Origin of the sequence: Campylobacter sp. LMG 17559, assembly GCF_024723605.1 — a bacterium.
Taxonomy (GTDB): Bacteria; Campylobacterota; Campylobacteria; order Campylobacterales; family Campylobacteraceae; genus Campylobacter_D.
Genome location: NZ_JANQCZ010000006.1, coordinates 77,709 through 92,871, shown reverse-complemented (window position 1 = coordinate 92,871; position 15,163 = coordinate 77,709). Strand labels below are relative to the sequence as shown.

Genomic DNA, 15,163 nt, shown 5'->3' with positions numbered 1-15,163 from the left:
TTACTCTATCATCTCATCAGCCTCACCCACTTGGATAAGACCTTGTTCTGCAAGTTTTTGCACCACTTCTACAACTTTTCTTTGAGCCTCTTCAACATCTTTTACACGTACAGCACCCAAAAAGCCCATTTCTTCTACAAAAGCTTCAGCAGCACGCGTTGACATATTTGCCATAAATTTTTGTTTTAAATCCTCGCTTGCACCCTTTAAACCTATCATCAAATCGCGTTTATCAGCAGCTTTTAAAACTTCTCTAATCGCATTAGTACTAAGCTGAGAAATATCATCAAAAGTAAACATTAAATCTTTAATGGTTGTAGCAAGTTTTTCATCACTTTGCTCAATATAAGAAAGTGTTGTTTTGGATGCTTTTTGACCCAAGCGATTAAGCACTTCAGCAACCGCTCTTGGACCACCCACTTCAACTTTATAAGAAGTAAGACTTTCAAGTTTACTTTCAAGCACCGCAGATACTCTTTTGATAATTGAAGGTGAAATATCCCCAAGATTTGCCATTCTTATTACAACCTCAGCCCTTAACTCATCGCTAAAATACTCCAAAGTTTCAGCAGCTTGAGTAGTATCCATATGAGCTAAAATCAAAGCTATAGTTTGCGGGTGCTCTTTAATGATAAAGTCAGCAAGCTGTTGTGGTTTGATTTGAGAAAGATAAGCAAAATTTTGATTATTTTCCATACTTTTGGTAAGTTTTTCCAAAATTTTATTGGCAATTTCAGGGCCAAAAGTTCTAAATAAAATTTCTTTTGCATATTCCAAACCGCCACTTTTTAGATATTGGTTTGATTGTAATAAAGTATAAAATTCTTCTAAAACTGCAGTAGCAACTGGTTTGTCAACATTTTTTGCTAAAGCGATATAGCGAGAAATTTCAGTGATGACATTAATATCCATATGAGAAAATAAAACTGTCGTTACATCTTCTCCAAGTTGAATTAAAAAAATTGCGACCTTTTCTGGCATAGAAAGGTCATCATAGACCATTTTTTGTTCTTCACTAAGCTTTATCATCAGATATCCTTCTCACCAAATTCAGCTTCATTTTCAACAAGTTTTTGTAACAATAATGCCACTTCTTCACCTTTTTCATTAGCCACTGCTCTTAATTTTTCGAGCAAGACATCATATTGAAGTGCATCTTCATCAAAATTATCCCCAAAGCCAAGTTGTTCTTCAACTTTCTTACGTGCTGCGTTGAATTTTTCAATAGCATCTTCAGCCTCGTCAATGATTTGCCCGTCTTTTCCTTCCATCTCTTCTTCAAGCTTGATATCTGCAAGCATTTTTTGTGAAAATGGCACAATAACTTTTTTATAAAAGATGAAAAGTAAAATCGCAGCAAAGACATACTTAACAGGCGGGATAAATGGCTCAACAAATCTTGAATAGAAAGTTTGAACCTTATTTTCAACTTTAGCTGTTCTATGAAATTCCAAATTATTTACTTCAACCGCATCACCTCTAGCAAGATTAAAACCTATAGCGCCTTTAGTGAGATTTTCAATAGCTTGAATTTCTTTATCGCTCAAAGGAATGTATTCGTTTGTGATATTTCCCTGATCATCAGTAATTACTTTGTATTTTCCATCTACTACAACGGCCGCAGAAATTCTTTTAACAGTTGCAAATTGCTTAGTGGTATTGGTAATTTTTTTAGAAATTTCATTATTAGTTGTAGTTTGGTTTTTAGTATAAACCTCGCGTGCACCTTTATCATCTAAACCTTCTACAGGACCGATATTTGAAACAGCACCTGGTACACCTTGAATTTCTTTATCTTTATAGCCTTCTCTATGTTCTTCTAAAGTTTGCTCACTACGCACGACTGTGTTTGGATCATATACTTCACTTTGTGATTCTTCTTTAGAAAAATCATAATCAATACTAACCTTTGCTACTACCCTATCATAACCACCCGCAAATGGAGCAATAGAAGCAACAATTTTTTGCTCTAATTCATATTCTTGATCTCTTTTATATTTAATTTGAGCAGCAATTAAATCACTCTCAAAAGCACCCTCATCATCTAAAGGAATACCTTTTTGATCCATGATTTTTACATTTTCAGGGGTGAGTTTTGTCACTGAAGAAGCAATTAAGTTTTTAATCCCCATAATTTGCTTTTTATTAAGCTTTAAGCCTTCTTTTATCGTCAAAGCTACTGAAGCAGTTGGTGGGACTTGTTGTTGAGTAAAAAGTGTATCTTTAGCAAAAGCAATATGCACTGTGGCACTATGGATAGGCTCTAAACTTTCAATCGTTCTAGCAAGTTCACCTTCTAATGCTCTTTGGTATTTTACCTTTTGCTCAGCTTCTGTTGCGCCAAATTCTTGTTTATCAAAAAGCTCAAAACCTACTTTATTATCTTTTGGCAATAACCCTGCAGAAGCAATAGCTAAACGCTGTTTATACACTTGTTCATTAGGTACTAAAATGGTTCCCTCATCACGCAAAATATAAGAAACCCCGCTTTTTTCAAGCTGCGTTACTATCATCGCTGAATCACTAGTATTAGCATTTTCAAACAATACTGAATATCCAGCCTCACTAGCTACTGTAGAACCACTTCTAAAAAGGGTTAAAAATACTAAAAATCCAACTACAACAACAATAGAAGCAGCAATGATAATACGCTGTCTTAAACTTAAATTTTGATAAAGCTGACCTACTTGGTGCAGTATAGTTTTATAATCCATTTATTTCCTACAAACTAAAAATTTTTAGAAAACTCTTCAAAAAACCTTGAATTTTCATACTCTGTACCTATACTTATACGCACAGCATTTAAACCATAACTTTGTAAATTTCTTATTATTATACCGTTTTTAAGCAATTTTTCAGATAAATCTGTGCTATTTTTTTCATCAAAAAAATAAGTAATAAAATTTGTATAGCTTGGAATGTATCGAATTTTATAATTTTTAGCAAAATCTTCATAAAGTTTCATTTGTGAAAAATTATTTTCCAAAGTTTTTTGCACAAACTCATCATCATCTAACACAGCAACAGCAGCTTTTAAACTCAAATTAGTCACATTAAAAGGTGCTCTTAATTTATAAAACGCATTAATAATTTCCTTGCAAGCTATACCATAACCCACTCTCATACCACCCAAACCATAAAGCTTAGAAAAGGTTCCTAGATATACTGCATTTTGAAATTTATGGATTAATTCTTTAGGATTAATATGCTTTTTACTATCTTTAAATGAAGCAAATTCATTATAAGCTCCATCAATGGCTACCAAACAATCCTCATCAATTTTTTCTAAAAACTCAAAAACCTCACTTGCGTCTAAACACTCACCCAAAGGATTGTTTGGCAAGCATAAAAAAATTACTTTGATTTCATTTTTATGCTTTTGATATAACTCATACAACTCATTTAAATCATGGGTTAAGCTTGGGGTTTTATAAACCTTAACTCCTAGTTGTTTTGCATAAATTTCATACATAGCAAAGCTAACCCCGCATTGCAAATAAGCCTTAGAATGATCAAGTTTTGCATGCACTATATATTCTATGATTTGATCACTCCCACTACCTATGATGAGATTTTCTTTTAAGATATCATATTTTTGTGCTAAAGCTTGTTTTAATTCACTCATAGTATCATCAGGATACAAATGAGCTAAATGTGCATTATTTATAATGGCTTCTTTAGCTTTTTTGCTTGTACCATAAGGATTTTCATTACTCGCTAGTTTAATAACTTCTTTTAAACCATATTCTTTAGCAATTAAATCCATATCCTTGCCACTTTCATAAGTTTTAATAGCTTCTAAAAAAGGATTAAATTTCATTACTTTCTCCTGATAAATACGATCCAAGCCATTTTATATGCTCAGCTTTTTTTAATACTCTTTGGACATTTTCATCATCAATATGTCCTTCAAAATCTATATAAAAACTATGTACAAATTCTCTTGTTTTTATAGGGCGTGATTCAAGTTTTGTTAAATTTATCCCCTCTTTTTTAAACTCATATAATAAATCACTAAGCCCACCTGGTTTATGTGCAGCAAGTGCTAAAATAGAAGTTTTACAATGAGGCATTTGAGGTATTTTTATATCACTTAAAATCAAAAACCTAGTGCGATTTGCCAAATTATCCTCAATCGTTTCAAATAATATAGGCACATTATAAAGTTTTGCTGCAATTTTAGAGCAAATCGCAGCTGAAGTAACATCTTGCGAAGCTAAGTAAGCTGCATGAGCTGTGGATTTACTTGCTACAAATTCCACTTCGCTTAAATCATGACTTTCTAAAAAATTTCTACATTGATTATAACCTTGTGGATGAGAATATATGCGTTTAATATCTTTTAAATTTTCACTCATACTTACAAAAGAATGATGAATGTCCATATAAATTTCAGCAAAAATCTTTACATCTTCATATTTTCCAAGACAATCAAGCGTCACACCCACTGCACCTGCTGTATTATTTTCTATAGGTACTACTCCATATTTTGCTTCTTTGTGAGCTAATTCTTTAAAAACATCTTCTATATTTGCAAGTGGAGTATAACGACTCATAGCACCAAAACGTGTTCTTGCTACTTGATGCGTATAGCTTCCCTCAGGTCCTAAATAAGCTATGCTTTGGGGCATTTCTAAATTTCTTGATACAGCAAAAATTTCTTGATAAATTGCTTCGATTGCATTTTGATCTAATAAACCATGATTATAATTTTTAAGTCTATTTATAATAGCTCTTTCGCGCTCAGGTCTATAAATACTTCCACCTAAATTTTGCTTAATAACTCCTATATCTTTAACATGAAGCATTCTTTCATTAAGTAAAGCCAAAATTTTATCATCGATAGTATCGATTTTATTGCGTAATTTTTCTATCTCTTTCATTTAAACCTCGATATGTAGTAATCCTTAATACTATCATATACAAAATTAAGTTTAGTTGTATCAAGACCTTGAGTGTTAGAAATTTTACCGCTTAAAACTAAGCCTGTTTGCATGCCAAGCTCATAAGCACCAAGCAAATCGCCTTTAAAATCATCACTAATGATTAAAGTCTTTTCAAAACTCACATTACAATCTTGTTGTTTTAATAAATTTAAAGCACTTGCATAAAAAGCCTTACTAGGTTTTCCTATCACCTTATAATCAAACTCGCATGCATTTTTAAGCATAGACATAATACTTCCAACACCTGGATAAAGCCTTGAGTTTTTCTTATAAATACTACTTTCATGCATTGCTATAGCTTGCACACCATTTTTAAGATACTCTATCATACTAGCAAAATCTTGAAATTTAAAATTATCATAACTTGCTAGTAAAAATACTTTTGGGTTTTTATAATCAAGCTCATAACCTAACTCTTGAAGTGAATCTAAAAATTCTTTTGCTCCAAAAGCTGCTATTTTACAAGGTTTTAAATGATCTTTTAAAACACAAAAAGGATCAATATAAACTTTTTCATTAATTTCAAAACCCAAATTTTGCAAATAATTTAAAAAATCTAATTTTTTGGTATTATTGGTAATAATCACATAAGGAATTTTTTCTTTATTTAAAGATTTAATGAGTTCTAAAGCACCATCTATAGGACTTTTATCATGATCTGAAATCAAAGTCCCTTGTACATCTAAAAATAACATTTCAATCCTTTAAAAAATCAAGCTCTAAAGCAATTTGATCCTCATAACTTTCTCTTTTTCTAATCATTCTTACTGTGCCGTTTTCACAAGCTAGCTCACATACTCTATTGCGAGTATTATAATTACTACTCATGCTAAAACCATACGCACCTGCGCTTTTAACTATGATCAAATCTCCTGCTTTTGTCTTAGCTAGTTTTCTATCTTTAGCTAAAAAATCTCCACTCTCACAAACCCCACCAACAATATCACAAAGGCTCTCTTCTTTATTTTCACCCAAAAGCTTAATTTCATGATAAGCACTATATAAACTTGGACGTAATAAATCATTCATCGCCCCATCAACAATCACAAAACGCTTTTTATCATTAAATTTTTCATATAAAACTTTAGTAACAAACTCACCTGCATTTGCCACTAAAAATCTACCAGGTTCCATACCTATACACACATCAAGACCTTGTAAACTTGCTAAAATTCCTTGAGCATAATCATATAAAATTGGTTCTTGCTCATCTTTATAACAAACCCCTAAACCCCCACCTATATCAAAGAATTTAATATTAATTTTTAAAGCCAAAAGTTCTTTTACTAATTTTGCAACAATCGCAGAAGCTTCATGAATACTGCTTATATCAAGAATTTGCGAGCCTATGTGAAAATGCACACCAACTGGCTCTAAAAATTGTGAGTTTTTAGCATAAAGATACATTTTTTTAGCACTTTCTATATCTACGCCAAATTTATTTTCATGCAAACCTGTAGAAATATAAGGATGTGTTTTAGCATCTACATTTGGATTTACTCTTATGCTTATACGAGCTATCTTTTGATTTTCTTTAGCAATTTGTTCTAAAAGAAGCATTTCTTCATAGCTTTCTAAATTTACATAAAGTATGTTTTGCTCTAAAGCATATTTTAACTCATCAGCACTTTTACCTACCCCACTAAAAATAATTTTATAATTTTTAGCCCCTGCTTTTAAAGCTCTATAAATCTCACCCGCACTAACACAATCAAACCCACTATCCAAAGAAGCTAAAAGTTTTAAAACACTTAAATTAGAATTTGCTTTAACTGCATAAAAAATTTGTGACTTTCTTGCTTTAAAAGCATCTTTTAACATTGTAAAGCGTTCTTTGATTTTATCAAAATCATAAATATAAAATGGTGTGTTATATTCTTTTGCTAGTTTTAAATAATCCATAAAAACCTCACTTGTAGTTATTTGTGTTTAAAATAATAAAAACTTCCTATACTCATTAAAATAAATACTGGTAGCATTATACCAAGCTCTGGAAGTAAAATTTCATTTTCACTCAATCTTGTTAATAAAAACAACAAGCCCCAAACCAAAAGTATGCACACAAAAAATACAAAAGCTAAAAGTGCGAGATTAAAAAATCTTGCTGTTAAAGGGAAATAATAATACACAATAAGCATTAAAAATGGTGCAAAAAATGGTGTAAGAACTAAAGAATACAAGCTTGTTCTAAGTGTATTAGTAGAAATATTTTGTTTTGCAAAAATTACCATACTTTCTAGTGCGTCTAAAATAGAATAAGAAGGATTGCTCTCTACTAAAGAAATTCTTTCTAAAATTTTTGGAGAAAAATCTTCTAAACCTTTAATATTTTTAAATTCTTCTATACTTAAACCCTCTTTTGAAACAATCAAATTTTGTGGTACATTAGTAGCTTTAGCATCATTCAAATCCCAAGAATCTCCATTAAATTTAGCAGTTTTTGCATGGATTATGCTTTGAATGTCTAAATTTTTTACATCAAAGATTTTTACATTATATAGGGTTTGAGAACTTGTTTTTTGTATATAAATAAATTTATCATTATATTTAATCAAAACTTCCCCACCCTCTCTATCTACAACGCCACGCTTAAGAATATTACTTTTATATTCATCTGCATAAGCAAAGGAGCTAAAATTAAGTCCAACATAAACACAACAAAAAAACATAGCCCATAAAAAAGGATAAAAAATCACTTGATTTTTACTTAAACCCAAAGCATATAAGCTAACAAATTCATTCGAGCGTATCATATTAAAAATACATAAAACCAAAGCAAGGACTATAGCTAAAGGTAGTATATAAGAAGCCGCTGAGCATGTTAAGAAAAATATATATAAAAGCTCTAAATTTGCACTTTTTGGTAGCCTATTGAAATTGAGCAAAAAATCAATCGCTACAAAGAAAAAAGTCAAAGAAAAAAATAAAATAAAAAATGATTTTAAATACAAAGATGAAATATAGCGAAAAAATATACTCATCGTTTAACTTTTTAAAGAATATTTTGAAGCGATTTTTTCTATATCAGAATTTAAAAGCTCAAATAAGGCTTTTTTACTATGTTCTAAAACCTTAGTTAAACTTTCTTGCTCTTCTTGTTTAAATTTCCCCAAAACATGAGAAATTACATCTTGTCCTTTTCCTACTCCTATACGTACTCTCTCATAAGCATTACCACAAAGATTATCTATACTTTTAAGTCCATTATGCCCACCACTTGATCCACTTATTTTAAATTTCAAAGCACCTAAATTTAAATCTATATCATCATGGATTACAATAATTCTATCACATTTATAGTATTCACTAACAGCTTTTACGCTTTCTCCGGATAAATTCATATAAGTGGAAGGTTTTAAAAAAAGAGCAGAAGAGCTTTTAAAAAGCTCTCCTTTAAATTTAGCATTTGAAAGCTTTGTTGTTTGCAAGTCTTTCAAAATTAAGTCAATTAGCATAAACCCTACATTATGACGGGTTTGGGCGTATTGTTCTCCTATATTACCAAGTCCTACGACTAAGGTCATTTTATCTTGCTTTTTCTACGCCAACTACAGCTACTCTATCAGCATCAACCATAGTTACACCCTCAGGTACAACTACATCGCGGATTAAAAGTGCATCACCAACATCAAGTTTGGTTACATCTAATTCAAAATAATTTGGTAAGTTTTCAGCTGCACATTTTACTTTTAATCTTCTTTTTGATTGGATTAAAACACCTTTATTTTTAAGACCCATAGCTGTTCCTACGATTTTTACAGGAACCATATATTTAGAAATAACACCTTTTTGTGCTACTTTTAAATCTACGTGTTTTAATTCTGCGGTTACAGGATCTTTTTGATAATCAACTACCACAACATTTAATACTTTGTCTGCTACTTTTACATCAAAAGCTAAAGTAGTTTTTTTGCGTACTTCTTTAATAAATTCATTTACTTTAAAAGCAGCATTGATGTTTTCTAATCCTTTTCCGTAGATGTTTGCGATTAGATAACCATCTCTTTTTAAAGCTTTAGCAGCTTTTCTACCGATACTCTCTCTAACGATACCTTCTAACATCTGTTTCCTTTCTAAAAAAATAAACGCTAATTATAGCTAAATAAGTTTATAAAGATTTTAAAATATCTTCATAAGCTATGCAAAATTGCTCTAAACCATCATCAAGCAAATCTTTACAAGCTTTACTTAAAGCATCTTTTGAAATATTTGCATTCAATTTTTTCTCTATACATTCATCTTTCAAAGGCTCTTTAAATACGATTTGCTTACCTTTAAAAGCCTTAATAGCATCTAGTGGTGCAGTATTAATAGCTTTATCATAGAGTAATTCTTTAATATAATAATCTTTTTCTAAATCATCACCCTTAACACCCGTACTTGCAAATAAAGCTCTAATATTTGCTTCATTTTGTTTAATGATATAATTATAAGCCTTTGTTGCAGTAAGAATTCCTATATAATTTTTATCTAAAACTTGATTATTTAATAATCTATCAAAACGGCTTACAAAAATACTAATAACGGCTTGAGGTTCTTTTTTGGCTGCGGTATTATTTTTTCTAAATTCTTTTAAACCTAAATTTAAAGCTTCAAAGCATTTTTTAGTTTGCTCAAAATCAAAAATCAAAGTAGCATTTACACTAATACCATTTTTCATTAATTCTTGCATTACTTCATAAGAAGCTTCTGTGGCAGGAATTTTCATCATCACATTTTCTTTTGCAATTTGCGTGTATAATCTTTTTGCCTCAGCCAAAGATAAGCTAGTATTATCTTTTAATCTTGGATCAATTTCAATACTAATAAAACCATCATTATTTTCATAATAATTAATAGCTAATTTATCTGCGGCCTTAGCTATATCTTCTATCGCAAGATACTCATATAAGGCTTTTTTATCTTTGAGATTTGATTTTTTGATTTTTTCTTTATAAATAGCCGAGTTTAAAATCACATTTTTAAAAATAGCAGGATTTGAAGTAGCACCATTGATTGTTCTTGAGTATATTAAATCCAAAAATTCATGATCTAAAAATTCATTTTCTATAAAATCACACCATAGTGAAAATTTTTTCATTGTATTACCTTTATTATTTCTTTTAAATCTTTTTTATCTACACAAATATCTGCATGAGATCTTAAAATTTCTTTGGCACAAAAAGCTATTTTTAATCCACATTCTTTAAACATAGAAATATCATTAGCTCCATCGCCCACACACATAATTTCTTCTGTTTTTAAATTTAAAAATTTCTTAAGTCTTTGTAGTATAATACCTTTTGAGTTGTTAAACATAATTTCTCCGCCAACTTTTCCCGTTAAAACACCGTTTTTACTATGCAAAAAGTTAGCAAAACCGAAATCAAAATGAAGTTTATTTTGTATTAAGTCAATTCCCTCATGAAATCCACCGCTAAAAACAATAATTTTTATATTTTTATTTTTTAAATACTCACATAATTCTTTAGCACCATTCATCAAAGGTAAATTTTCACAGCACTTTCTTACTTGATCAACTGGCATTCCCTCAAGCAAGGCTACTCTAGCACTCAAGCTTTCAAAAAAATCAAGCTCACCATTCATTGCTTTATCGGTGATACTTTTAACAGCATCACCGACATTATACTCTTGTGCTAAAATATCGATGGTTTCTCCATCCATTAGCGTAGAGTCAAAGTCAAAGGCACAAAGCTTTATCATTAAAACTCACGCTTTAATAAAGCTTCGGCTTTTAATATAGTTAAAATATTTTCTTCTCTTTTACCTATACCAAAAATCATACCTTTTTCTTTTAGTAAAGTTTCAGGTGGCGGATCAATTCTGCTTCTGTGAATTTTGATAGCCTCTGTTAATCTATCTATCACAAAACCCGCATTACCCGCAGGAGTTTGATTTCCATTTGCTACACCTTTTAAAACAATATATCTAGTTTGAGGTGTCATTTTAGAGCTACCTTGATTAAATCTTTTTGCAAGATCTATCAAAGGCATAACATTACCCCTCATATTAAACACACCTAGAACATAATCAGGCACACTTGGAACCCTAGTATATTCTATAGGTTTAATAATTTCTTGAATATTAAGAATAGGAATAGCATATTCCTCATCTCCTACCACAAAACCAACAAGCTGAATAATATCCTCTTCTTTATCCACATCTGGTTCTGCAATTTGCGCTTGTTGTTTTTGCAAAACCTGGCTTAATTTATCATTCATCTTCTTATCCTAGTTTTAAATTTTTTCTAACTACATTTTCTAAGTACTCTGGAGAGTAAGGCTTAGTAATATACTCAGTCATTCCTACTTCCACACCTCTTAGACGGTCTGATTTACTAGTTCTTGAAGTTACCGCAACAAGTGGAAGGTTTTTGTATTTAGAATATTTTCTAATTTCACCTGCTAAGGTATAACCATCCATTCTTGGCATTTCAATATCAATCAGCACTGCATCAATATCATGCTCACCTGATTTAATTGTATTTAATGCCTCAACGCCATTAGTTGCTTCTATAATACTTACACCTAGTGGTTCTAGCGATTTTTGCATGATATTTCTATCCATCTTAGAATCATCCACTATAAGTACTGTATAATCGCTTGGTTTTTCCTTCACAACTTTTTTAGCTTGCGCTTCAATTTGTGCTTTAATATCTACTTTGATCTCTTTAGCTATATCCATCATAGCAGCAACATCAATAATCAAAGTAACTCTACCATCACCACGAATCGTCGCTCCTGCTATACCTTGGATGTTTTGTAAATATTCACCCATAGACTTAATAACGATTTCTTCTTGACCTACTAAAGTATCTACTATAATACCAAGCTTACTTTCTGCTACACCTATAACAACTACATAAGTTTGATCAGTATTTTCAAGCACTTGTTTTACACCAAATACATCTGAAAGTCTTACTAAAGATAAAACCTCATCTCTTAAGCGAAGTACGTTTTTACCTTCAATGGTATAAATATCATCAATTGGCACTCTAACTGTCTCAAGAACACTTGCAAGAGGAATAGCATAAAACTCTTCTTGTGTACCTACAAGCAATGATTGAATAATTGCTAAAGTAAGTGGGATTTTAAGCTTCATCACAGTGCCTTTTCCAAGTTCACTGTCGATTTCAATCACACCATTTAGTTTTTCAATATTAGTTTTAACAACGTCCATTCCAACGCCACGACCTGAAACATTAGTAATTTTAGCAGCAGTTGAAAAACCTGGTTTGAAAATCAATGCAAACGCTTCTTTATCGCTCATTTGATCAGCTTCGCGCTCTGTGATTAAGTTTTTCTCTATAGCTTTTGATTTTAAAGCATCCGCATCAAGCCCTTTACCATCATCAGCAATTTCCACTACAATGTGGTTTCCTTCATTGTATGCTTTAAGATTAACGGTTCCTTTTTCTGGTTTGCCATTAGCCACACGCGTTGCTGGATCTTCTATACCATGATCACACGAGTTTCTAATCATATGCATAATAGGATCGCCAATTTCTTCCACAATAGACTTATCAAGTTCAGTTTCTTCCCCTGAAATTTCAAGCTCCATTTGCTTGCCAAGTTCACGACCCAAATCACGTACAACTCTTGGGAATTTGTTGAAAACTTTTGCAATAGGCTGCATTCTTGTTTTCATAACTGCTAATTGAATATCTGTAGTAACAATGCTAAGTTGCGATACTACTTGGTTTAATTCTTCTAAGAATTTTTCCCCATCATATCTTTCTTCAACATCATCATAAATTTTTAATAAGCGGTTTTTACCAAGAACAAGTTCCCCAATTAAGTTCATCAAATGATCAAGTCTTTTTACTTCAACTCTAATGGTTTGATCCATATTTGCACCACTGCTTCCACCACCTGCTGCAGGAACTTTTTTCTCAGCAGTTGCATTTTGTGCTTGAGCAGCTGGTTTACTTGGAGCTGGATTAGCTTCTTGTGTTTTTTTCTTTTCAGCACGTCTTGCTTGGTCTTCAGCTTTTCTTACTTTTAAAAGTCTTTCAATTTCAGCCTCAACCTCATCATCGCTGAGTTTATTTACATCAACTTCAGGTTCTTCAGCCTTTGGCTCTTCTTTTACTTCTTCTTTTGACTCTTCAGTTTTAGCCGGTGCAACAGACTCTAAACTTTCACCCTCTGAAATAGCGGTTAATCTTGTACAAATTGGAGCTATATCAAGTCCTATTGCTGTATCATTTCCATTATCTCTAATAGAATTTAATAAGGTTTTCATCATATCAATAGACTCTAAAACCACATCCATTACTTCAGGAGTAATTTTAAGCTCATTGTGTCTTGCTTTATTTAAAACATCTTCCATGTGATGAGTAAGTTTTGTTAAAACATCAAAATTTAAAAAGCTTGATGAACCTTTAACAGTATGTGCAACACGGAAAATTCTATTTAATAGTTCTAAGTCTTCAGGATTTGCTTCTAATTCAACCAAATCATGGTCAATTTGCTCAACTAGTTCAAAGGCTTCAACTAAAAAATCCTCAAGTATTTCTTGAATATCTTCCATTTTTACTCCTCACCTTTTTCATGTTTTTTAATAACACGAGAAATTTCAGCAAAGAAATCACTTGCGTTAAATTTAACCAAATACCCCTCACCACCTGCTTCTTTAACACCTTTATCACTCATAAACTCATTTGATAAAGAAGAGTTAAACACGATAGGAATATTTTTAAATCTCTCATCTTCTCTTACTTTAGCTGCAAAGTGGAAACCATCCATTTGAGGCATTTCAACATCACTTACGATGATTTTTAGATGTTTATTTAAATCATCACCATATGCCCCATATAACTCTTGAAGTTTTTGTAAACCTTCAACACCATCTTTTGCTTCTACAACTTTTAAGCCGATTTTATTAAGTAAATCTTTAACAAGTTTTCTTGCAGTAGAACTATCATCAAGTGCTAAAGCTATACCTTCAATTTTTTGAATCTTATCATCTTCAATATCAGTTTGTGGAGTATAAATTCCAAGCTCTTGCACTATACTTTCTAAATCTAGGATAAGCAAAACCTCATCACCCTCAATTCTAGTTACACCTGTTATTTTGCTTTTATCCAAACTACCTGCACTTGTAGCAAAATTAGCTGGCTCGATATTTTTCCAATTAATTCTACGAATTCTTTTTGCCTCATGTACGATAAAACCGATTAATACATTACTAAATTCAGTAATGATTACCCTAGGTTTTATATTTGTCATTTCTGGTTCTTGAATTTGCATCCATTTTGCTAGGTTGATTACAGGAATCACCACACCACGAAGATCGAAAATACCTTCCACATAGTCAGGTACTCCCGGAATTTCAGTCAAAAAAGGAATTTTAATGATTTCTCTAACCTTAGAAACATTTACACCATAAATTCCCTCATAGACTTTATCGTGGCCTTGCTTAAAGATGCGAAAATCAACAAGCTCCATTTCATTTGAACCTGTTTTAACGACATTCTCATCAAACATTATGCCTCCTTAAGTTCTATTTTGTGAAATCTGATTTCTGGTTCATATTTTACTACAAAAAAACTTTTCTTGTATGCAAAAGTAGGTAAATTTAAATATTTTGTATCCTCAAATTCTAAAAATACATCTTGATGATAATGTCCTTCTATTATAAATTTTACATTGTAGTGCTTTATACGCTCTTTTACTAAAGTAGCAAATTGAGGAATTTTTCTAAGAAGTTGTTTTTTATTTTGATTTTTTAAAATTTTTTGAGTAATTTTTTCTTTACCAATAACATTTAAAAAATTTAAAAAAAGTAGTAGATAATGATTTCTCAAACTTTTTAAGCAAAATTGCAAAAAAGGTTTTAAAAAAATATCCCCATGGGCTAATTCTACTAAGGTTTTATCTTGAAATTCGCAAAGCAAAGGCTGTTGTTTTATATTAAAAACCTTCACTTTTTTAAAAAATTTAGCTAAATTAAAATCATGATTACCTTCTAAATAAATGATTTCAATCTCATCAGCAAGCTCTTCAAGTAAGGCTATATAAGCTTTTGCAAAATCATGCGTGGCTTTTACTTCATAAATTAAAAGATCAAAAATATCACCCATTAAAAAAAGCTGTGGAGTTTGAATTTTTTTATCTTTTAAGGCTTGTAAAAACTCCCAAAAACCACGTCTATTTTCATTTTCATGCGCATCAGCGATAAAAACAGCATTTTCTTTTATAATTATTTTTTGCAAA

The 15,163-nt window shown here is 31.2% G+C and carries 15 protein-coding genes; all 15 read right to left on the bottom strand.

Going from position 1 to position 15,163, the window contains the following annotated elements:
• The 15 genes from fliG to CAMP5082_RS04600 are packed head-to-tail and all read right to left on the bottom strand — an operon-like array spanning position 1 to position 15,162.
• A complete protein-coding gene (gene fliG, locus CAMP5082_RS04670; RefSeq protein WP_012662055.1) occupies positions 1-1,029 on the bottom strand; it encodes a flagellar motor switch protein FliG in 1,029 nt (342 codons plus the stop codon).
• The gene (gene fliF / locus CAMP5082_RS04665) at positions 1,029-2,714 is read right to left on the bottom strand and encodes a flagellar basal-body MS-ring/collar protein FliF (protein WP_337206046.1); all 1,686 of its coding nucleotides are present in this window, start codon (positions 2,712-2,714) and stop codon (positions 1,029-1,031) included. The genes fliG and fliF overlap by 1 nt, the downstream gene beginning before the upstream one ends.
• 14 nt (positions 2,715-2,728) lie before the next feature.
• A complete protein-coding gene (hisC, locus tag CAMP5082_RS04660) occupies positions 2,729-3,820 on the bottom strand; it encodes a histidinol-phosphate transaminase (RefSeq protein WP_263663922.1) in 1,092 nt (363 codons plus the stop codon).
• Positions 3,810-4,883 (bottom strand): prephenate dehydratase, encoded by a 1,074-nt coding sequence (gene pheA, locus CAMP5082_RS04655; protein ID WP_070255253.1) that lies wholly within the window; start codon positions 4,881-4,883, stop codon positions 3,810-3,812. The genes hisC and pheA overlap by 11 nt, the downstream gene beginning before the upstream one ends.
• Positions 4,880-5,641, bottom strand: coding sequence for an HAD-IIA family hydrolase (locus CAMP5082_RS04650; protein WP_337206045.1), 762 nt, complete (start codon positions 5,639-5,641; stop codon positions 4,880-4,882). Before CAMP5082_RS04650 ends, pheA begins: the two co-directional genes overlap by 4 nt.
• A gap of 1 nt (position 5,642) precedes the next feature.
• A complete protein-coding gene (gene lysA / locus CAMP5082_RS04645; RefSeq protein ID WP_337206044.1) occupies positions 5,643-6,848 on the bottom strand; it encodes a diaminopimelate decarboxylase in 1,206 nt (401 codons plus the stop codon).
• Positions 6,849-6,865: 17 nt separating this feature from the next.
• Positions 6,866-7,927 (bottom strand): LptF/LptG family permease, encoded by a 1,062-nt coding sequence (locus CAMP5082_RS04640; RefSeq protein WP_263679478.1) that lies wholly within the window; start codon positions 7,925-7,927, stop codon positions 6,866-6,868.
• Positions 7,928-7,930: 3 nt separating this feature from the next.
• Positions 7,931-8,470 (bottom strand): aminoacyl-tRNA hydrolase, encoded by a 540-nt coding sequence (pth, locus tag CAMP5082_RS04635; protein ID WP_337206043.1) that lies wholly within the window; start codon positions 8,468-8,470, stop codon positions 7,931-7,933.
• 1 nt (position 8,471) lies between these two features.
• Positions 8,472-9,008 (bottom strand): 50S ribosomal protein L25/general stress protein Ctc, encoded by a 537-nt coding sequence (locus tag CAMP5082_RS04630; RefSeq protein WP_133319540.1) that lies wholly within the window; start codon positions 9,006-9,008, stop codon positions 8,472-8,474.
• A gap of 46 nt (positions 9,009-9,054) precedes the next feature.
• Entirely contained in the window at positions 9,055-10,026 is a 972-nt protein-coding gene (locus CAMP5082_RS04625; RefSeq protein ID WP_263727651.1) for a transaldolase, read from the bottom strand.
• Entirely contained in the window at positions 10,023-10,649 is a 627-nt protein-coding gene (serB, locus tag CAMP5082_RS04620; protein WP_263706718.1) for a phosphoserine phosphatase SerB, read from the bottom strand. The genes CAMP5082_RS04625 and serB overlap by 4 nt, the downstream gene beginning before the upstream one ends.
• Positions 10,649-11,167: a chemotaxis protein CheW gene (locus tag CAMP5082_RS04615; RefSeq protein ID WP_039668837.1), complete on the bottom strand. Its 519-nt coding sequence runs from the start codon at positions 11,165-11,167 to the stop codon at positions 10,649-10,651. The genes serB and CAMP5082_RS04615 overlap by 1 nt, the downstream gene beginning before the upstream one ends.
• Before the next feature lie 4 nt (positions 11,168-11,171).
• On the bottom strand, positions 11,172-13,478 hold the full coding sequence (locus CAMP5082_RS04610) for a hybrid sensor histidine kinase/response regulator (protein WP_337206042.1): 2,307 nt from the start codon (positions 13,476-13,478) through the stop codon (positions 11,172-11,174).
• Positions 13,479-13,480: 2 nt separating this feature from the next.
• A complete protein-coding gene (locus tag CAMP5082_RS04605; RefSeq protein ID WP_337206041.1) occupies positions 13,481-14,434 on the bottom strand; it encodes a chemotaxis protein in 954 nt (317 codons plus the stop codon).
• A complete protein-coding gene (locus CAMP5082_RS04600) occupies positions 14,434-15,162 on the bottom strand; it encodes a UDP-2,3-diacylglucosamine diphosphatase (RefSeq protein ID WP_442863324.1) in 729 nt (242 codons plus the stop codon). Before CAMP5082_RS04600 ends, CAMP5082_RS04605 begins: the two co-directional genes overlap by 1 nt.
• Position 15,163: the final 1 nt, after the last annotated feature.